This window comes from Streptosporangium pseudovulgare, assembly GCF_014648055.1.
GTDB lineage: Bacteria > Actinomycetota > Actinomycetes > Streptosporangiales > Streptosporangiaceae > Streptosporangium > Streptosporangium pseudovulgare.
The window spans coordinates 1-16,889 of the sequence record NZ_BMQJ01000037.1 but is presented as its reverse complement, the minus strand read 5'-3'; the positions used below and the strand labels follow the sequence as shown (position 1 = coordinate 16,889).

Here is a 16,889-nt window from a genome sequence, read left to right as displayed (position 1 = left end):
TGGTCGGTGGCCGGTTCGAGGCTTCAGAGGGTCGTGGTCGCGGCCTCGCCACGCCGGCTGGCGTGCCAGGGCAGCATCAGCTGCTCGGCGATCTCGACGAGGACGAACAGCACGACGCCGATCAGCGACATCACCAGCAGTCCCGCGAACAGCATGGGGGTGTCGAGGTTGCCGTTGGCCTGCAGGATCACGAAGCCCAGTCCCTCGTTCGCACCGACGAACTCGCCGACCACGGCGCCGGTCACCGCGAGCGTGACGGCCACCTTCAGGCCGGAGAACAGGTGCGGCAGGGAGGCGGGGAAACGGATCTTGGCGAAGGTCTTGAGCGGGCTCGCGCCCATGGTGGCGGCGAGCTGGAGCATCTCGGGGTCGACGGACTTCAGGCCGGTCACCATGGAGATGACGACGGGGAAGAACGCGATCAGCACGGCGACGACGACCTTGGGGGTCAGCCCGAAACCGAGCCAGACCACGAACAGCGGGGCGATGGCGATCTTGGGGATGACCTGCGCGAAGAGCAGGACGGGGTAGAGCGTCTTCTCCACGGTCGTGGAGTAGACCATCACCACGGCCGCCAGGACGCCGATGACGACGGCGATGACGAAGCCGAGGACGGTCTCGTAGGTGGTCACCCAGGTGTGCTGCCAGAGATACGATGACTTCTCCGTCATCACCCCCAGGGTCGTCCCCGGCGACGGAACGAGGTAGGGCGGCACCAGCTGGGTGGAGGTGATCGCCCACCAGACGGCGAAGCAGGCGACGAGCAGCGCGACCGGCCGCCAGCTCCGTTCGAGGACGGCGAGCAGCCGTCCCTCGGACCCGCCGGGGTTCATGCTCATGATGAGCACCCTCCTTTCGCCCGCGTACGGGCGCAGCCCGTGTGCAAGCGCTTTCTGTTGATCTGAAAGCGCTGTCAGAAAGCGCTTTCCGGTGTACGGTAGGGGCCATCTCACATACGGGTCAAGAGGAGGTGAGGGAGGAATTGGACAAATGGTCGCAGGTGACTCTCAACGATGTCGCCCGCGAGGCGGGGGTCTCCTCCGCCACCGCCTCCCGCGCGCTCAACGGCACCACCCGCGTGCGCGCCGACCTCCGCGAGCGGGTCCTGGCCGCCGCGGAGCGGCTCGCCTACACCCCGAACGCCCACGCCCAGGCCCTCGCCCGCGCCTCCAGCCAGGCGGTGGGCGTCATCTGCCACGACGTCAGCGACCCCTACTTCGCGGGGATCTCCGGCGGGGTCATGCGCGCCGCCGCGGAGCACGACCTCCATGTGATCATGGGAAGCACCTTCCGCGACCCGGCCCGCGAGCTGTCCTACGTCTCCATGATGCGCGGCCAGCGCGTCCGGGCGATCCTGCTGACCGGCTCGGGGTTCGAGGACCGCGCCTGGCAGGGCGCGATGCGCGAGGAGCTGGCCCGGTGCGCCGCCGCGGGAACGCGCATCGCCGCGGTCAGCCGCCACCACGGCCTCCGCGTCGACTCGGTCCTGCCCGAGAACCGCGCCGGGGCCGCCGCGCTGGCCAGGGCGCTGCTCGGCCTCGGCCACCGCGACTTCGCCGTGCTCACCGGGCCGCCGGTCATCACCACCGTGGTGGACCGCCTCGCCGGTTTCCAGGAGGCGCTCGCCGAGGCGGGGGTGAGGATCGCCCCGGACCAGATCGTGGAGGGGGCCTTCAGCCGCGACGGCGGCCACCGGGCCGCCTCCGAGCTGGTCGCCCGCGGCCTGCGCGCCACCTGCGTCTTCGCCTCGACCGACATCATGGCGGTCGGCGCGCTGGCCGCCTTCCGCGACCACGGCCTGACCGTGCCCGGCGACGTCTCGCTGGCCGGGTTCGACGACATCCCGGTGGTCGGCGACCTGACGCCGCCGCTGACCACCGTGGCGCTGCCGCTGGAGGAGATCGGCAGGCGCGTCATGGCGCTGGCCCTGCGGCCCGCCACCGCCGGGCGCAGCCGCGTCGAACGCGTCCCGGGAACCGTCGTCCTGCGCGCGAGCACCTCGGCCCCCGCCGCACGGCCGCGGCGGGAAAGGTCCCCGCGCCCGCTCACCGAGACCCCGGGCTGACACCCGCACCGCTCCCCAGCGGCGGGAAAGGTCCCCGCGCCCGCTCACCGAGACCCCGGGCCGACGCCCGCGTCACTCCCCCGCGCCCTCACCGAGGTCCCGGGCCGACGCCCTCGCCGCTCCCCCGCGTCCCCCGTACACCCTCCCCGGTACGGCGGGCGCCGCGCCGGGGGCGGAGACACGGGTCAGGCGGTCTCCACGATCTCACCGGGCCTTCCGGGCGGGGTGAGACCGCGCCCGTCGCCGTTCCCGCCGTCGCGGTCGCGGTCCTCGCCGTGGCCATCGCGGCCGTCGCGGCCGTCGCGGCCGTCGCGGCCGTCGTGCTCGTCCAGGAGGGTCGCCTCGTCGAAGGGGACGCGGCCGGAGAGCACCTCGGCCGCGCGTTCCCGGTCGAACTCGCCGGTCCAGGTGCCGACCAGAACGGTGGCGACCGCGTTGCCCGCGAAGTTGGTCAGCGCCCGCGCCTCGGACATGAAGCGGTCGATGCCGACGATCAGGCCGACACCGTCCACCAGCGCGGGGCGGTGCGACTGCAGGCCGCCCGCGAGGGTCGCCAGGCCCGCGCCGGTGACGCCGGCCGCGCCCTTGGAAGCGATGATCATGAATGCGAGCAGGGAGACCTGCTCGCCGACCGACAGCGGGGCGCCGGTGGCGCCGGCGATGAACAGCGTGGCCATCGTGAGGTAGATGGCGGTGCCGTCCAGGTTGAACGAGTAGCCGGTCGGCACGGTGATGCCGACGACGGGGCGGCTCACGCCCAGGTGCTCCATCTTGGCGATCAGCCGGGGCAGGGCCGACTCCGAGGAGGAGGTCGACAGGATGAGCAGGAACTCCCGGCCGAGATAACGCAGCAGGGACAGCAGGCTGATCCGGGCCACCAGCCACAGCAGCGGCCCGAGGACGCCCAGCACGAACGCCAGGCAGGTCACGTAGAAGGCGAGCATGATGAGGCCGAGGCTGCGGAGCGCGTCCAGGCCGGTGGCGCCGACCACCGCGGCCATCGCGCCGAAGGCGCCGACCGGGGCGGCCCACATGATCATGGCGAGGATGCGGAAGACGAGCCGCTGGATATGGGCGACGCCGTTCAGGACGGGGACGCCGCGCTCCCCCATGGCCTGCAGGGCGAACCCGGCGAGCAGCGCGACCAGGAGGGTCTGCAGCACCTGCCCCTCGGTGAACGCCGACACCAGCGTGGTCGGGATGATCCCGAGCAGGAAGGAGACGGTGTCGCTCTCGCCGCCCTTGGCCGCCTCGGCCTGGGCGGACCTGCGCAGCTCGTCGGTGAGCTGGAGGCCGTGGCCGGGGTCCACCAGGTTGCCCACGACCAGGCCGATGGCCAGCGCGACGGTGGACATGACGAGGAAGTAGCCGATCGCCAGGCCGCCGACCCGGCCGACCTTGGCGGCCTGCGCGACGGAGCCGACGCCGAGCACGATGGTGCAGAAGATGATCGGGCTGATCATCATCTTGATGAGGTTGACGAAGGCCGTGCCCAGAGGCTTCAGCGCCGTGCCGAGATCCGGGGCCAGCAGCCCGACGGCGATGCCGGCGGCCACCGCCAGGACGACGGCCAGGTACAGGTAGCGAGTCCGGTCTCGGGACATGGGCGACGGGCCTCCGATCCTCGATGCGAAGTCGTCAGACGACTATGCACCTCGGATGTGACCCATGTCACCCTCATGCCGCCATTACGGACATCGGACCGGCGGCGGGTACGCGGCGGCAGGCACGCGGACCCGACCGCGGACGACGGGTCCGGGCGATCCGTCAGACCGCCCGGGGACGGGCTCCGGGAGGACGGGGGCCTCCGGATCAGCCGCCGTGGTTCAGCGGCTCACGGGGAGCGTCAATGATCACGTCGGAGAAGATGTCCACCATCAGGGCGAGCAGACCGCCGACGGCGACGATCCCGACCCCCACCCAGAACATGATCCAGCTGGGTCCGACGCACAGGCCCACTCCGCCGACCCCGAACCCGACCAAAATAACGAGCACCGCAAGCCAAGACTTGGGGCTTCCTCCGTGGCTTCCAGCCATGAGCCTTATCTATCCTTTCTGTGCATCAACGATGCGTGTCGTCCGCGGCAGCGATCACTCTGGTGAGCACCCGGTGGAGCTCCTGCAGCTCCTCCAGGTCCATACCCAGTCGCCGGGCGACGGACGGCGGGATCCTCTCAGCCTCACTCCTCAACTGCCGGCCCTCCGGGGTGAGTGTGATCGCCAGGACGCGTTCGTCCCGGCTGTCACGCCGCCGCCGGAGGTAACCGATCGCCTCAAGTCTTTTGAGGAGCGGTGACAGCGTACCGGGGTCGAGTCTCAGTAGCTTGCTCAGCTCCTTCACAGAGAGCTGGTCGTGCTCCCACAGGGCGAGCATCACGAGATACTGCGGGTGGGTCAGCCCCATCGGCTGCAGCAGCGGCCGGTAGACCCCGATGACGCCGCGCGAGGCCACCGCGAGGGCGAAGCACACCTGCCGTTCCAGGCGCAGCGCCTCGGTCATATCACTCACATGCACCTCCAATCGACATAGTAAGGTAATTGGTGCACAAAGCATTGCGGCACCAAGCATCACCGGCCCTGAGGAGCTCCATGTTCAACCGCAAGCCGATCGAGGAGCGGATCGCCGAACGCCAGGCGGGGCGTTCCGAGCTCCGCGAGGGCAAGTACTTCGAGCACGGCCCGGCGAAGTTCGTCTTCCTCTTCGTGATCATCTTCGTGGTGCTCGGCCACCTGGCGGGCCTGGTGCTGCTGATGGTCATGGACATGCACTGAGCCCCCGCTCCCCCGCCTTCCGCACCGCCGGAGGCCCTCGCCGTACGCCGGGGCCCGCCCTCCGCCCCGCACCCGCCCGGCCCGTATGAAGCCCGTGTGAGCCCGCACCCCACCCGGCTCACACGGGCCCGCACAGGCCCTGGCGCTCGTTCGTGCGCGTATCTAGAGTGATCGCGGCAGAAACGATCAAAAACGCGCGGTGACGGGAGCGGCCATGGGCGACGACCTGCGTATCGGGGTGGCGGGATACGGCATGAGGGGGTCGCTGGCGCGCGAGGCTCACCGGCCGGGGAACGGCAGCGCGGTGGTGGCCGTGTGCGACCCCGCCCCTGAGGCCCGGGAGCGCGCCCGCGCCGACTTCGGCCCCGGCACGCGCGTCACCGCGGACCTCGCCGATCTCCTGACCTCGGACGTGGACGCGGTGATGATCCTCACCCCCGACCACGCGCACCTGGAGCCGGCGCTGGCCGCGCTGCGGGCCGGGAAACCCACGCTGGTGGAGAAACCCCTCGCGACCACCGTGGAGGACTGCGACCTGATCCTCCATACGGCACGCGACCACGGCGCCCGGCTGTACGTGGGGCACAACATGCGCCACATGCCGGTCGTACGCGTCATGCGGCGGCTCATCACCGAGGGCGCGATCGGCGAGGTCAGGGCGGTGTGGTGCCGTCACTTCGTCGGGCACGGCGGCGACTTCTACTTCAAGGACTGGCACGCCGACCGCCGCAACACCACCGGCCTGCTGCTGCAGAAGGGCGCCCACGACATCGACGTGATCCACTGGCTGGCCGGGGCCAGGACGGAGCTGGTCAGCGCCATGGGCGCGCTGACCGTCTACGGCCGGGTCACCGACCGCTCCCCCGGGACGCCGGCCGACTGGTACAGCCCGGAGACCAACTGGCCCCCGCTCGCCCAGCGGGGGCTGAACCCGGTGGTGGACGTCGAGGACCTGTCCATGATGCACATGCGCCTGGAGAACGGCGTCCACGCCGCCTACCAGCAGTGCCACTTCACCCCCGACTACTGGCGCAACTACACCGTCATCGGCACCGCGGGCCGCCTGGAGAACTTCGGCGACCACGGGGAGGGGGCCGTGGTGCGGGTGTGGAACGCCGGGCGGCGCGACTACGACCCCGAGGGCGACCTCCGGGTGCCCGTCGAGGTGGGCGCCGGCGGCCACGGCGGCGCGGACGAGGCTCTGGTCGGCGAGTTCGTCCGGTTCGCCGTGGAGGGCGGGACGACCGACACCTCCCCCGTGGCGGCGCGCGACAGCGTCGCGGCGGCGGTCCGCGCCACCGAGTCGCTGCGGGACGGCTCCGTCCCCCGGGAGGTGCCGCCGGTCGCGCCGGACCTGGCCGCCTACTTCACCGCCGGGCAGGTCTGACCGACGGCGAGCGCGCCTCCCGGCCAGCCGGGCGGTGTTCCGGACGTGAGAAGATGATGTTCCGGTCGGCCGAAGCCGGGCCGTCCCGAGACCAGGAGGTTCGCATGCCTGACGTCACGCCGGAGCCCGACGGCACCGAGAGCACCCGGGCCGTCGAAGGCGCCGACGGCGCGGAGAGCACCGACGACGAGCTCAAGCGCAAGTTCCGCGAGGCCCTGGAGCGCAAGAAGCAGGCCCAGATGGAGCTGAACGGCGGCGGCCGTGGCAAGGGCGCCTCGAAGATCCACGGGTCCCAGGGCCCGGCCGGGGGCAAGCGCTCCTTCCGCCGTAAGAGCGGCTGACCCACAGGAGCGGCTGAGCCGCGGTCAGCCGGCCGCGGCCAGCCGGACGTCGAGCGCGTCGAGGTCCGGGAGGAACCACACGTGCTCTCCCAGGTTCGACTCGTGGACGAGGGCGCGCAGGGCCGAGCTGGCCGCCAGGTGCCGGGAGATGTCCCCGACGACGGCCAGCCGCAGCCGGTGGTTCACGAACTTCTGCATGACCTCCCCGGCGAAGCCGGTGCCCAGGGAGAAGAAGCGCTCGTCCAGGCGGCTCGCGGGCACGGCGACCACCTGGACGCCGAGGAACGCCGCACCGATCAGGTCCAGCGCGTCCTCCATCGTGGCCACCGGCGGCCCGGCCGGGTCGCACACCAGCACCGGCACCCCGGCCAGTTCCCGCGTGACGTCAGGCACCGTCGGCCTCCTCGGTGAGCACACCACCGGCGTCGCCGGGCACGGCCTCGGGTGAGCCGCCGATCTCCCCGCGGAGCGGACCGGCGTCGCCGCCGCGCGCGGCCCCGGACGAGAGGAACGCTGAGACGGACCCGGCCTGGCCGAGGATCGCGTGCCCGACCTCGGGCAGCACGTTCACGACGGCGTGCGGGACGCAGCGGCGCACGCGACGGGCGGTCTCCGCGGAGTCGAACATGACATCGTGGCCGCCGACCGTCACCAGCACGGGCACGGTCAGGCGGCGCAGCGCGTCGTCGGGGAACACCGGCAGCCGCTCCATGCGTGGTTTGAACTCCGTGAAGGTCAGCATCAGGGAGTCGAGGACCGGCCCGGCCTGCGGTGACTTCAGGCCGGTGGCGATCCGCGCCGACCGGCGCAACCCGCGGTGCCCGAACAGGCGCAGCGGCAGCGCCCTGACCATCCAGCCGGTCTTCTGCCGGCCCAGGCCGCCGGGGCACAGCAGGGCCAGGCGCGTCACCCGCCGCGGGCGGCGGACGGCGTAGTCCAGCGCCACCCATCCGCCGAGGGAGGTTCCGACGATCGAGGCGGCGGTGACCCCGAGGCCGTCCAGCACGTCGTCCAGCCACAGCGCGTGGGCGTCGGAGTCCAGGGGCGGGCGCGACGGCGCGCTCAGGCCCGGCTCACCGATGAGGTCCACGGCGCAGGTGCGGAAACGCCGCGCCCAGGTGGTGACGTCGTCCCGCCACATCGTCGCGTTCGCCCCCGCGCCGTGCAGCAGCACCACGGGCGGCGCGTCCTGCGGGCCGGAGACGACGACGAAGGTCTTGCCGTGGCGGGTGGGCACCCGCACCTGTTCGGCGGGAACCGGCCAGTCGTCCAGCGCCTTCCGGTACCGCCGCCGGATCTCGTTCGCGCCGGCCTCGGACCGGTAGATCGCGCTCACGTCGCGAGCACCCCCTCCATGTAGTCGAACAAACGGGAGGTGTCCCGCAGACCGCCCAGGACGATGACCTTCATCCGCGCCCTCTCCTCGTCGTAGACCGTCTCGATCCGCAGCGGCTGGTCACCGGGGCGGCGATCGGTGACCGCGGTCATCAGGAGGGTGCTCAGGCGGTCGGCCGTCTCGCGGCTGACCCCGTCGATCTCCACGATGCTCGACACGTCGATGTGCCGCCGCCGGACCGTCTCAGTCGGCGGCGGGGGCACCGGGTGGCCGGTGAACGCCTCCAGGTCCTCGTGCGCGATCCGGTACTGCTTGCCGATGCGGACCGCGGCGAGCCGCCCGTCCCGCACGTAGTTGCGGACGGTGCGTGGGTGGAGGCCCAGGTGCTCGGCGACCTGCTCCACGGAGTAGAAGCGATCTGGCATGGAAATACCTTATCCTCCTATGAGATAGGGAGCAAAAGAGTATTTTTCGGAAAGAAAGGAACATAGCTGGGAGGCCGGGAGATCGGGAGGGCTAGGCGAGGGCTTCCGGGGCAAGGGAGACGGAAGACCCCTTTCTCGTTTCCCCTGAGGACCGGAGGTGGCTTACATGGCAGACACGGCGGCGGACGTCCCGATCGTGGTGGTCGGCCTGATGGGCGCCGGTAAGACCAGCGTCTCGGAGGTGCTGGGCGAGGCCCTGAACCGGCCGGTGCGCGACAGCGACGACTACCTCGAGAAGCGCTACGGCATCACCGCGGCCGCGATCGCCGAGACCGCGGGCGTCACCGAGCTGCACGCCCGCGAGGCCGAGCACCTGCTGGACGGTCTCGCCGAACGGCCCGCGCCGATCATCGCCGCCGCGGCCAGCGTCCTGGACGACCCGCGATGCCGGGAGGCGCTCAAACCGGCCCTGGTGGTGTGGCTGGACGCCGAGCCCGAGTTCATCGCCAAGAAGATCGAGGAGAAGCCGCACCGCCCGCGGTTCGGCAAGAAGCCGCTGGACCTGGCGAAGGAACTGTACGAGCGCCGGGCCGCGTCCTTCGCCGAGGTGGCCGACCTGCGCTTCGAGCGGCCGAAGATGTCCAAGCGCGAGGTGGCCCGCGCCATCCTGGACCATCTGGAGAAGCAAGCCGGATAGCGGGATCCGCGGGCGGGGCGGGCGAGGCGCACAGGCCGGGCCGCCGGGCGGGCCGGGCGAGGCGGACGGTCCAGACGGTTGGGACGGGCGGGCCGGGCGGGCCGGGCGAGGTGAACGGTCCAGACGGTTGGGACGGGCGGGCCGGGCAGCCGGGACGATCCGGCGTCGTCTCCGGCGGCCGGACACCCGCGTGCCGGGCCATCAGAGTCGCCGGAGGATCGGCGGCGCTACGCGCGACGCGTCGGGTACCGGCCGGTCAGTCCCACAGGCCGGTGGCCCCCAGAGCCTCCTCCGGGGAGGAGACGTGCCTGACCCCGGGGACCGGACGCCCCTCGCGGTCGAGGATCCGCCACCCGCCGAGCTGGACCACGGGGACCCGGCCGCGGCGCATCGCGAGCGCCAGCTCCGACAGCGTCCCCCACGATCCGCCGATGACGATCACGGCGTCGCCCGAGTTGGCGATGATGCCGTTCCGGGCCTCCCCGACGCCGGTCGGGATGACGACGGAGAGGTCCGGATTGGCCTGCTCCCGGTCCGGCCGGGACAGGACGCCGACCACCGTGCCGCCCGCCGAGCGGGCCCCGGCCGCCACCGCGGCCATCACGCCCGTGTAGCCGCCGCAGATCACCACCGCGCCGCGCTCGGCCAGCAACCGGCCGACCTCGCGGGCGTTGGACTCGTCCTCGCCCGTGCAGTCACGCGGACCGCACACCGACACCTGGATCGCCACGATGAGATCCTCCCATCCGGCCGTCGTCACCGGCCGGACGGTGCGCCACGGGCCCACGGCTAGAGCCAGACGACCGCTCCCAGCCAGCAGGTCACGGCCGCCAGGGCCAGAAGCCCGATATTAAGCCCGATCTCCCGCACCTCGCCGCGGGACAGGTGCAGCGTCATGCCACCGATCTGTACCAGAACGAGGCCGGCGGCGGCCGCGCGATCCGCGCGATCCCGGACCGGATCTGCGACAAGTGGACGATGCTGATCGTGGCCACGCTCGACGAGGGACGAATGCGCTTCACCGACCTGCACAAGCGCGTCACCGGCATCTCGCAGCGGATGCTCACCCTGACCCTGCGCAATCCCGAACGGGACGGCCTCGTGTTCCGCACCGTCTACGCGGAGGTCCCGCCGCGCGTCGAGTACGCTCTCACCCCGCTGGGCGAGAGCCTCATCCCGCCCGCTCTGGCGCTCGCCGGCTGGGCCATCGAACACAGCCCCCGGATCGGGGCCAGCAGAACCGCGTTCGACGCCGGACGCCAGTGACCCTCGCGGCGCGGCGGAAGCCACCCCCGCGTCAGGGATCCGGTGAGCCGGCCCATGACCACTCGTCCGGGACGCGGCCGGCACGGTCGTCCCGCATCGGGGCCTGCCGTCAACGAAGCTGCTACCAGGTACACGCGATCGCATTGAGCCTGGTCAACAGCTTCCGTTGCTGACACGGCGGGTCATGGGCGGTGACGATGTGGACGGCGAGCTCGGCAGGCGGCAGCGATTCGTCGTAGAGGCCGGCGAGGATCTCGGCGTCGTCGCCGCACTCGGCGCAGGTCTCGATGTGGGCGATCCGGGCGCGGCGGCGATGTCGGCGGGTGCGGCGTGGACGGCGAGGCCGGGTACCGGGCCGTCACGGCCACATCGTCGAGCACCTGAAAGCCGCCGGCCTCGGCGCCCTGGCCGACCTGGGCTTCCTCGGCCTCGACAAGGACTGCAACGACCAAGTCGTCGTCACCGGCCACAAGGCCACCCGCGCCCGCAAGCTCACCACCGGCCAGAAGACCGCCAACCGGATCATCGCCGCCGGCTCCCAGCGGTCGAGGCCGCCCGCGCCAGTCGACCATTTCCATAAACTATGAATATAAAAACGCTATGCTTCGAGCATGAGCCATCAAGACACCACTCCTGGCGCGTCCGCCGCCATCGGGGCAGCCCTCTACGGCCTGGCCACCAGGGCCGCGAGACGCCTGCCCCGGGACATGAGCCTGACGTCCGCCGCCACCCTGGCCACCCTGGACCGGACCGGCCCGCGGCGCATCACCGATCTGGCCGCGGTCGAGGGCGTCACCCAGCCCGCGATGACCACCCTGGTCCGGGTGATGGAGGAGTCCGGCCTGGTCGAGCGGCGGGGCGACACGTCCGACAAGCGGGTCACGCTGGTGTGCCTGACCGAGGCCGGTGCCTCCTATGTCCGGACGCGGCGCCAGGCGGGCGTCCACGCGTTCGAGCGGTTGATCGGCGAGCTCACCGGCGACGAGGTCGAGGCGCTGATGGCGGCCCTTCCGGCGCTGAAGCATCTGGCAGAGCTCGAAAGCCAGGACCGCGAAGGGCCGAAGCAGTGACCGGGCAGCCGGTCGGCGGGGGCGCGGTGAAGGCGTTCCCGGTGGCGCGTTCCGAGGCGCGGCTGCTGGTTCCCGCCCTGATGTTCATCGCTCTGGTCGTGGCGGCGGTCGCCAGCCTCGGGACGCCGCTCATCACCAGCGTGGCGACCTCGTTCCACGTCTCGCTCGGCAGCGCGCAGTGGACGCTGACCGTCGCGCTGCTCAGCGGCGCCGTCGCCACGCCGGTCCTGGGCCGGCTCGGAGCCGGCCCGCACCGGCGGGCCACGATCCTCGCCACGCTGGCGATCGTCGTCGCCGGCAGCGCGCTCACCGTGCTGCCGCTGCCGTTCGCGTGGCTGCTGGCCGGCAGGGCGGCCCAGGGCGTCGGGCTCGGGCTGACGGCGCTGATGATGGGCGTGGCCCGGGACCACCTCCCCGAGGAGCGCAGCGCGGCCGTGATCGCCCTGATCTCGGTGGTCTCGATCATCGGGGCCGGCGTCGGCTACCCGCTGGCCGCACTGCTCGCCGAGCTCGGCGGGGTACGGGCCGCCTACGGCCTCGGCCTGGTCGTCACCGCCGCCGCCCTCCTGACCGCGTGGCGCTCCATGCCCGAAGCCCCCGAAGGCCGCTCCGCCCACGTGGACGTGGCAGGCGCGGTCGTCCTGGCCGCCGCGCTGCTCCTGGTGCTGTTCCTCGCCGGCGAACGGAATCTGTGGAGCCGGCACCTCGCCGTGGCGGCGGGCCTCGCCGTCGTCGCGGTGGTGCTGCTCTGCGTCTGGGCCGTCATCGAGCTGCGCAGCACGACGCCCCTGGTCGATGTGCGGGCGGTGCGGCACCCGGCGGTCGCCGGGGCGAACCTCGCCATGTTCGTCGGCGGGATCGGCATGTACCTCCTGCTCACGCTCATCACCCGGTACGCGCAGACGCCGCACGGCGCCGGCTACGGTTTCGGGCTGACGACCTTCGTCGCCGGGCTGGTCCTCATCCCGTTCTCGGTGCTGGGGTTCGTCGCCGGCAAGCTCACGCCGCGGGTCCGGACGCGGATCGCCGATCCCTTGCTCCTGGCCGGCAGCGCCGTCGTGGTCGGCGGCGGGTTCGCCCTGTTCGCGGCGGCCCGGTCGGACCTGGCCGAACTGTTCGCGGCGATGGGCGTGCTCGGCTTCGGCGTCGGCGGCTTCTCGGCCGCGATGCCCGGCGTCATCCTGGCCGTCACCCCCAAGAGCGAGACGTCGAGCGCCATGAGCTTCAACTACGTCGTCCGCAGCGTCGGGTACTCCCTGGGCAGCGCCATCGGCGGCCTGATCCTCGCCGCGGGCACCGGCCCCGGCCGCCTCTTCCCCGACGACAGCGCCTACACCACCGCGGCGCTGGTCGGCATCGGCGCCATGGCGATCACGACGCTGACAAGCCTCGCTCTCGCCCGCCGACGCTCGTCCGAGACCAACCCGTAAGTCAGATGCACTCATCCCAACACTGGAGGTTCCAGCCCAAGGGCTACTGGGTCAGCGTCTACCGCACCATTTCAGACCCTGAGAAGCTGGCTGCGTACAACAAGCTGGCCGGTCCGGCCGTCAAGGCCGGGGGCGGTCGGACCCTTGTCCGTGGCGGTCGGGTCGTGGCGCATGACGCCGGAATCGCCGAGCGCACCGTCCTGATCGAGTTCGACAGCTTCGAGCAGGCCGTCGCGGCGTACGAGAGTGCGGCCTACCAGGAGGCGCTGGTCGCCCTCTCCGACGGTGTCGAACGCGACTTCCGCCTCGTCGAAGGCATCGACTGACCGAGGTCCAGTCGGATCTTCACCGAAGATCCACCATCTTGGTTTTCGCTGGTGCGGCTGCTGATGTGGCGGGGTTCGTGGGTGCTCGTGCTGGTCGTGGGCGGCTGTCTTCGGTCTTGATCGTCTGTCAGCGGTCGAGTTCGAGGTTCGTCAGGACGAGCAGGGCGCGGAGCAGGTTGGCGGCGCGGGCGGGGCTCGTGCGGAGTTCGGTGAGGATGCTCCAGGTCTTCAGGTGCGCGAAGCCGTGCTCGACGGAGGCGCGGCCGACGGCTTTCAGGCGCTCGACGATGAACTCCGGTTGGCCCCAGCGCGGCGGCTTCTGACAGCGGATCACTGCGTGTGCCGTGGTGTGGCTGACCGCATTGCCGGTGCGCTTGGCCAGCTCGCGGTAGCCGGGTTTGCCGTGGTAACGGTACAGCTCCTGCAGTCGCTCGCGCAGAGCGGCTAGGGCGTCTAGGCCGGGCGGGGGTGAAGGGGTCTCGACCATGGTGGGATCGAGCATCCCAGACCGTCAGAAAACGTAAAGCCGGTTCGCGCGAACTGCCCGACGCGCTCGCCGGGTCCCTCCCGCGGACGTGGATGGCGTGTCAGGAATCGTCAGCGCTCCAGCTCATGAGTGTCAGCGGCCGGCAGCATCCGTCATGCGGTGTACGTCTTCATCCCGTCTCGTCAAAGATCGGGTGTGATCGTCAACAAGGCTTTCGTGTCCCCCAACCTGGAGCCACGCCGCCGGCATCCCCGCTGGCCCCGTCCCGCACCTGCTGTCCAGGCAGGTGAACGGGGTGGCGTGTACCGGCCCGTCGCAACCGTCGCCGGCATCACGCCACCCCGCCCGGGGCGCACTCCAAGGCGAACGGGCGCACCCATGACAATCCTCTCCCAGCTGGGCGCCCTTGGCGCCTCCGCTGCCCTCCTGTTGGGAGGCAGACCAAGTACGAGAGGAAGGGGCAGCGGGCCGCTGGTCAGAGGATTTGCCGTCTGCCCAATATGATCGGCGCTGGGGCTGGTCTGGTCAGCCCCAGGAGGCCACCGGCACGGCCTCTCGGCCAGCCACTGACGGGCCACACTCGCCCGGTCCCATGCGTGGCACGCGGCCGCCGCCACGGCAGCCATCATGGTGCTGGACGGCCGCCCAGCCGCAGTCACCGGCCTGGCGTTCGCCGGCGGGCCTGATTGCGGTCTCGCCCTCAAAGAACTCTCAGAAGCCGACACGGTGGAGGACGGATACGGCCTGACCGTCGGTGACCACTGAAGTAGATCTTGACTTCAAGCGTGCCTTTCTGGCTTGATCAGGGAGTTTCAGCTCATCCTTACCTTTTACGAGCGGAGCTTCACGTGCGCTTCTTATCCGCGACACCTCGTAGATCCGCCCTGTCATGGCCGGGCGCGCTGGCCGGCGTCCTGGCCCTGACAGCCGGCCTACTCATCGCCCCGGTTTCCCCAGCCTCGGCCGAGGACTCCGTGACCGATCTCGGCGCCTTCTCCTACAGCACCGACCTGGTCGTCGGAGGCAACAAGGTCGCCGTTTCGATCGACGATCGCATCGTCATCGCGGACACCACAGGCGAGGTCGAGGGCACCATCACCGGCCTGTCCGGCGCGTACGGCTTGGCCATGACACCCGACGGCACCCGCCTGTACGCCGCGCTGACGGGCTCGGGAGAGGTGGCCGAGATCGACACCGCCACGCGGGAGATCACCCGGCGCGTCGATCTCACCGCCTACGGATGCCCATCGAGCCTGGCGCTCACCGGCGAACGGCTGTGGGTCGGCTATGACGGCTGCGGCGGCGCGTCCGGCGCCCTCGGCCTCGACCTGTCGGTGACGACGCCGGAGCCAGCGCCGTTCGAGGTTCCTCTGAAGTCGGGCCCGTACCTCGCGGCGGCAGGGAACACGCTGGTGGTCGGCGAAGGGGGCGGCAGTCCGGCTGACCTGTTCGTCTACGACGTGAGCGGTGCCGCTCCTGTCTTCCGCGGCGAGATCGACGGGCACACCTACTCCCACGGCCGGTTGAACGATGTCGCCGTCACCCCGGACGGCTCGCACGTGATCTCGGCGTTCGTGCTTCCGGACGCCTTCGAGATGTGGGACGCCGCCACCTTGGCCCTGGTGCACAGCTACGAGAAAGGTCCCGAGGCTGAGGGATACCCGGCAACCGTCGCCATCAGCCCGGACGGCGCCTACATCGCGGGTGGGCGCAATCAGCTCTCCGCCGGCGGGATGACGCTGTACGACAGGGCCTCGGGCGCGGAGATCTATGCCGCAAGCCTCCCGGAAGGTGAGATAGTCAACGGAAGTGCTGCCTTCTCCGGCCGCGACATCTTCAGCCTGCTGAAAACGGATTCGGACCACCTCTACCTGTGGCGGCTCCATGACGTGACTCTGCCGGCCTCCACGTTGACGCTGACAGCCGAGTCTGGCGGGGCCGCGCAGCAACCGCTCACTTTGACGGGACGACTGGCATTCGACGACGGGACCGTGCCGGGCGCACAACCGCTGGCCGTGACCCGCACCCTGCCCGACGGAACCAGCACGGAACTGCCCAGCGTGACCACCGCGGCGGACGGAACCTTCACCATCACCGACACGCCACCGATCGGGGGGGAGCTCACCTACACCGTGCTCTGGAACGGCGACGAGAGCCACCGCTGGAGCAAGGCCTCCCTCACCACGGCGGTCAGATACGTGACCACGCTCACGCTGACCGGGCCCACGAGCGCGGTCGCCGGCACGAGGCTCGTGTTCAGCGGACAGCTCCAGGTGACGGGCGCCACCGCTCCGCGCAGCGGCACGATCACCGTCCGGCGCACCCGCAGCGGCAATGACGGCGAAACCGTGCAGTGGCGGGTAGGGATCAACCCCAGTGCGTCGTACATGTTCACCGACGTACCGAGCGCGGGCGAGTACACCTACACCGCGCACTGGGCCGGCGGCGGCCAGACCGGACCGGCGCAGGCGAGCCACGTCGTCACGGTTTACGAACCGACCAAGTGACCAGCGGCGCTGCCCGGCCATGCCGCCGGGCAGCGCCCAGCCAGGTACGGCGTCGAAACGCAGCCACGATGGCGTCTTCGCTGACGATCACGGCCACCCGGTCGTGGCTCACAAACTCCTTCTCCTTCTCCGGGAAGAAGCGCGGCACTGCCCCTTTCCCCGTACTTGGTCTGCCTCCGCTGTTGGCCGTCCTCGCAGCGGGCCACGTCTTCTCCACCGACCGCGGCCGCCGCACCCGAGCCCTGCGCGTGCTGCGGCTGCTGCTGCGCCGCTGACCATCACGCGGCTGGGCCTCCTTCCGTAAACGGGTGAGGCGGGGGTCGAGCGGCAATGGAACGGCGAGTGGCGGTAAGCCGCGCCCGGCGGCCTCACTAACGCCACTGACCGTTCCGTTGCTGCTCGGCCCCCGCCTGCACGCCGATGGTGATCGGGAAAGAGCCCGTACCAGTCCGGGGGCCAGCGGCGGATCGGCGGTGATCCGCGGAAACCATCGGCGTCGGCGGGACGTCTGCTTTACGGTGAGTGATCCCGTGATGCGTCCCGGTGCCGCTGCCGTACCGGGGCACGAGCGGCGCGGGCGGGCGTGCGGTGTTGAGGAGGCGTGGTGGAGATCGAGCTGGCGGACGCGGTCGAGGCGGTCCGGGATGAGTTACTGGCGGCCGCGGTGCGCGGGGCGGGCAGTGAGATCGCCTTCACCGTGGGGCCGATCGAGCTGGAGTTCGCCGTGGAGCTGAAGGTGGACGCCAAGGCCAAGGGCGGGTTCAAGGCGTGGGTCGTCAC

At 71.1% G+C, this 16,889-nt stretch carries 22 protein-coding genes; 13 read left to right on the top strand and 9 right to left on the bottom strand.

Going from position 1 to position 16,889, the window contains the following annotated elements; all coding sequences use genetic code 11:
* Positions 1-23: 23 nt before the first annotated feature.
* A complete protein-coding gene (locus tag IEZ10_RS37340) occupies positions 24-839 on the bottom strand; it encodes an ABC transporter permease (protein WP_189251220.1) in 816 nt (271 codons plus the stop codon).
* Between the two features lie 161 nt (positions 840-1,000).
* Here IEZ10_RS37340 and IEZ10_RS37335 point away from each other — a divergent pair, with 161 nt between their 5' ends.
* Entirely contained in the window at positions 1,001-2,065 is a 1,065-nt protein-coding gene (locus tag IEZ10_RS37335; protein WP_189251219.1) for a LacI family DNA-binding transcriptional regulator, read from the top strand.
* A 185-nt stretch (positions 2,066-2,250) separates the two neighbouring features.
* On the opposite strand, the gene IEZ10_RS37330 is transcribed toward IEZ10_RS37335, so the two are convergent.
* From IEZ10_RS37330 to IEZ10_RS37320, 3 genes are all read right to left on the bottom strand, one after another.
* The gene (locus IEZ10_RS37330) at positions 2,251-3,669 is read right to left on the bottom strand and encodes a cation:dicarboxylate symporter family transporter (RefSeq protein ID WP_229812050.1); all 1,419 of its coding nucleotides are present in this window, start codon (positions 3,667-3,669) and stop codon (positions 2,251-2,253) included.
* Between the two features lie 208 nt (positions 3,670-3,877).
* On the bottom strand, positions 3,878-4,102 hold the full coding sequence (locus tag IEZ10_RS37325; RefSeq protein ID WP_189251218.1) for an HGxxPAAW family protein: 225 nt from the start codon (positions 4,100-4,102) through the stop codon (positions 3,878-3,880).
* A gap of 25 nt (positions 4,103-4,127) precedes the next feature.
* Positions 4,128-4,565, bottom strand: a complete 438-nt coding sequence (locus tag IEZ10_RS37320) for a MarR family winged helix-turn-helix transcriptional regulator (protein ID WP_179822532.1) — start codon at positions 4,563-4,565, stop codon at positions 4,128-4,130.
* Positions 4,566-4,654: 89 nt separating this feature from the next.
* Between IEZ10_RS37320 and IEZ10_RS37315 the strand changes: the two genes are divergently transcribed.
* The 3 genes from IEZ10_RS37315 (at position 4,655) to IEZ10_RS37305 (ending at position 6,565) form a co-directional block, all read left to right on the top strand.
* Complete coding sequence (locus IEZ10_RS37315) at positions 4,655-4,837, top strand: hypothetical protein (RefSeq protein WP_189251217.1); 183 nt, start codon at positions 4,655-4,657, stop codon at positions 4,835-4,837.
* A gap of 214 nt (positions 4,838-5,051) precedes the next feature.
* Positions 5,052-6,224: a Gfo/Idh/MocA family protein gene (locus IEZ10_RS37310; RefSeq protein ID WP_189251216.1), complete on the top strand. Its 1,173-nt coding sequence runs from the start codon at positions 5,052-5,054 to the stop codon at positions 6,222-6,224.
* Between the two features lie 104 nt (positions 6,225-6,328).
* The gene (locus IEZ10_RS37305) at positions 6,329-6,565 is read left to right on the top strand and encodes a DUF5302 domain-containing protein (protein ID WP_189251215.1); all 237 of its coding nucleotides are present in this window, start codon (positions 6,329-6,331) and stop codon (positions 6,563-6,565) included.
* Positions 6,566-6,589: 24 nt separating this feature from the next.
* On the opposite strand, the gene IEZ10_RS37300 is transcribed toward IEZ10_RS37305, so the two are convergent.
* From IEZ10_RS37300 to IEZ10_RS37290, 3 genes are read right to left on the bottom strand one after another with little or no spacing between them, the layout of a single operon-like run.
* Positions 6,590-6,958, bottom strand: a complete 369-nt coding sequence (locus tag IEZ10_RS37300) for a DUF4180 domain-containing protein (protein WP_189251214.1) — start codon at positions 6,956-6,958, stop codon at positions 6,590-6,592.
* Complete coding sequence (locus IEZ10_RS37295; protein ID WP_189251213.1) at positions 6,951-7,901, bottom strand: alpha/beta fold hydrolase; 951 nt, start codon at positions 7,899-7,901, stop codon at positions 6,951-6,953. The genes IEZ10_RS37300 and IEZ10_RS37295 overlap by 8 nt, the downstream gene beginning before the upstream one ends.
* Complete coding sequence (locus IEZ10_RS37290) at positions 7,898-8,326, bottom strand: helix-turn-helix domain-containing protein (protein ID WP_189251212.1); 429 nt, start codon at positions 8,324-8,326, stop codon at positions 7,898-7,900. The genes IEZ10_RS37295 and IEZ10_RS37290 overlap by 4 nt, the downstream gene beginning before the upstream one ends.
* A gap of 166 nt (positions 8,327-8,492) precedes the next feature.
* On the opposite strand from IEZ10_RS37290, the gene IEZ10_RS37285 reads away from it, so the two are divergent.
* The gene (locus tag IEZ10_RS37285; protein WP_189251211.1) at positions 8,493-9,023 is read left to right on the top strand and encodes a shikimate kinase; all 531 of its coding nucleotides are present in this window, start codon (positions 8,493-8,495) and stop codon (positions 9,021-9,023) included.
* A gap of 256 nt (positions 9,024-9,279) precedes the next feature.
* Here the strand turns inward: IEZ10_RS37285 and IEZ10_RS37280 are convergent, their stop codons facing one another.
* On the bottom strand, positions 9,280-9,783 hold the full coding sequence (locus IEZ10_RS37280; RefSeq protein ID WP_229812049.1) for a TIGR00725 family protein: 504 nt from the start codon (positions 9,781-9,783) through the stop codon (positions 9,280-9,282).
* Between the two features lie 125 nt (positions 9,784-9,908).
* Here IEZ10_RS37280 and IEZ10_RS37270 point away from each other — a divergent pair, with 125 nt between their 5' ends.
* The 5 genes from IEZ10_RS37270 (at position 9,909) to IEZ10_RS37250 (ending at position 13,115) form a co-directional block, all read left to right on the top strand.
* A complete protein-coding gene (locus IEZ10_RS37270) occupies positions 9,909-10,289 on the top strand; it encodes a winged helix-turn-helix transcriptional regulator (RefSeq protein ID WP_268246427.1) in 381 nt (126 codons plus the stop codon).
* Positions 10,290-10,612: 323 nt separating this feature from the next.
* A complete protein-coding gene (locus IEZ10_RS37265) occupies positions 10,613-10,876 on the top strand; it encodes a hypothetical protein (protein WP_189251209.1) in 264 nt (87 codons plus the stop codon).
* A 24-nt stretch (positions 10,877-10,900) separates the two neighbouring features.
* On the top strand, positions 10,901-11,359 hold the full coding sequence (locus tag IEZ10_RS37260) for a MarR family winged helix-turn-helix transcriptional regulator (RefSeq protein ID WP_229812048.1): 459 nt from the start codon (positions 10,901-10,903) through the stop codon (positions 11,357-11,359).
* Entirely contained in the window at positions 11,356-12,789 is a 1,434-nt protein-coding gene (locus IEZ10_RS37255) for an MFS transporter (RefSeq protein WP_189251208.1), read from the top strand. The genes IEZ10_RS37260 and IEZ10_RS37255 overlap by 4 nt, the downstream gene beginning before the upstream one ends.
* Positions 12,790-12,794: 5 nt before the next feature.
* Positions 12,795-13,115 carry a DUF1330 domain-containing protein gene (locus IEZ10_RS37250; protein WP_189251207.1) on the top strand — a complete coding sequence of 107 codons (321 nt, stop codon included), beginning with the start codon at positions 12,795-12,797 and terminating at the stop codon, positions 13,113-13,115.
* A 127-nt stretch (positions 13,116-13,242) separates the two neighbouring features.
* Here IEZ10_RS37250 and IEZ10_RS39640 read toward each other — a convergent pair whose 3' ends face one another.
* Positions 13,243-13,617, bottom strand: coding sequence for a hypothetical protein (locus IEZ10_RS39640; RefSeq protein ID WP_229812047.1), 375 nt, complete (start codon positions 13,615-13,617; stop codon positions 13,243-13,245).
* 612 nt (positions 13,618-14,229) lie between these two features.
* Between IEZ10_RS39640 and IEZ10_RS37240 the strand changes: the two genes are divergently transcribed.
* The 3 genes from IEZ10_RS37240 to IEZ10_RS37230 form a co-directional block, all read left to right on the top strand.
* Positions 14,230-14,367, top strand: coding sequence for a hypothetical protein (locus tag IEZ10_RS37240; RefSeq protein ID WP_189251206.1), 138 nt, complete (start codon positions 14,230-14,232; stop codon positions 14,365-14,367).
* A 209-nt stretch (positions 14,368-14,576) separates the two neighbouring features.
* Positions 14,577-16,109, top strand: coding sequence for a YncE family protein (locus IEZ10_RS37235; RefSeq protein WP_189251205.1), 1,533 nt, complete (start codon positions 14,577-14,579; stop codon positions 16,107-16,109).
* Between the two features lie 601 nt (positions 16,110-16,710).
* Positions 16,711-16,889: trypco2 family protein (locus IEZ10_RS37230; protein ID WP_308426340.1), on the top strand; the 179-nt coding region annotated here is incomplete at its 3' end.

Bases quoted from the DNA above. Each gene is read 5' to 3' on its own strand.
- IEZ10_RS37310 (WP_189251216.1), top strand. From the start codon at position 5,052: ATGGGCGACGACCTGCGTATCGGGGTGGCGGGATACGGCATGAGGGGG.
- IEZ10_RS37305 (WP_189251215.1), top strand. From the start codon at position 6,329: ATGCCTGACGTCACGCCGGAGCCCGACGGCACCGAGAGCACCCGGGCC.
- IEZ10_RS37325 (WP_189251218.1), bottom strand. From the start codon at position 4,102: ATGGCTGGAAGCCACGGAGGAAGCCCCAAGTCTTGGCTTGCGGTGCTC.
- IEZ10_RS37330 (WP_229812050.1), bottom strand. From the start codon at position 3,669: ATGTCCCGAGACCGGACTCGCTACCTGTACCTGGCCGTCGTCCTGGCG.
- IEZ10_RS37315 (WP_189251217.1), top strand. From the start codon at position 4,655: ATGTTCAACCGCAAGCCGATCGAGGAGCGGATCGCCGAACGCCAGGCG.
- IEZ10_RS37340 (WP_189251220.1), bottom strand. From the start codon at position 839: ATGAGCATGAACCCCGGCGGGTCCGAGGGACGGCTGCTCGCCGTCCTC.
- IEZ10_RS37240 (WP_189251206.1), top strand. From the start codon at position 14,230: ATGGTGCTGGACGGCCGCCCAGCCGCAGTCACCGGCCTGGCGTTCGCC.
- IEZ10_RS37250 (WP_189251207.1), top strand. From the start codon at position 12,795: ATGCACTCATCCCAACACTGGAGGTTCCAGCCCAAGGGCTACTGGGTC.
- IEZ10_RS37260 (WP_229812048.1), top strand. From the start codon at position 10,901: ATGAGCCATCAAGACACCACTCCTGGCGCGTCCGCCGCCATCGGGGCA.
- IEZ10_RS37290 (WP_189251212.1), bottom strand. From the start codon at position 8,326: ATGCCAGATCGCTTCTACTCCGTGGAGCAGGTCGCCGAGCACCTGGGC.
- IEZ10_RS37285 (WP_189251211.1), top strand. From the start codon at position 8,493: ATGGCAGACACGGCGGCGGACGTCCCGATCGTGGTGGTCGGCCTGATG.
- IEZ10_RS37320 (WP_179822532.1), bottom strand. From the start codon at position 4,565: ATGACCGAGGCGCTGCGCCTGGAACGGCAGGTGTGCTTCGCCCTCGCG.
- IEZ10_RS39640 (WP_229812047.1), bottom strand. From the start codon at position 13,617: ATGCTCGATCCCACCATGGTCGAGACCCCTTCACCCCCGCCCGGCCTA.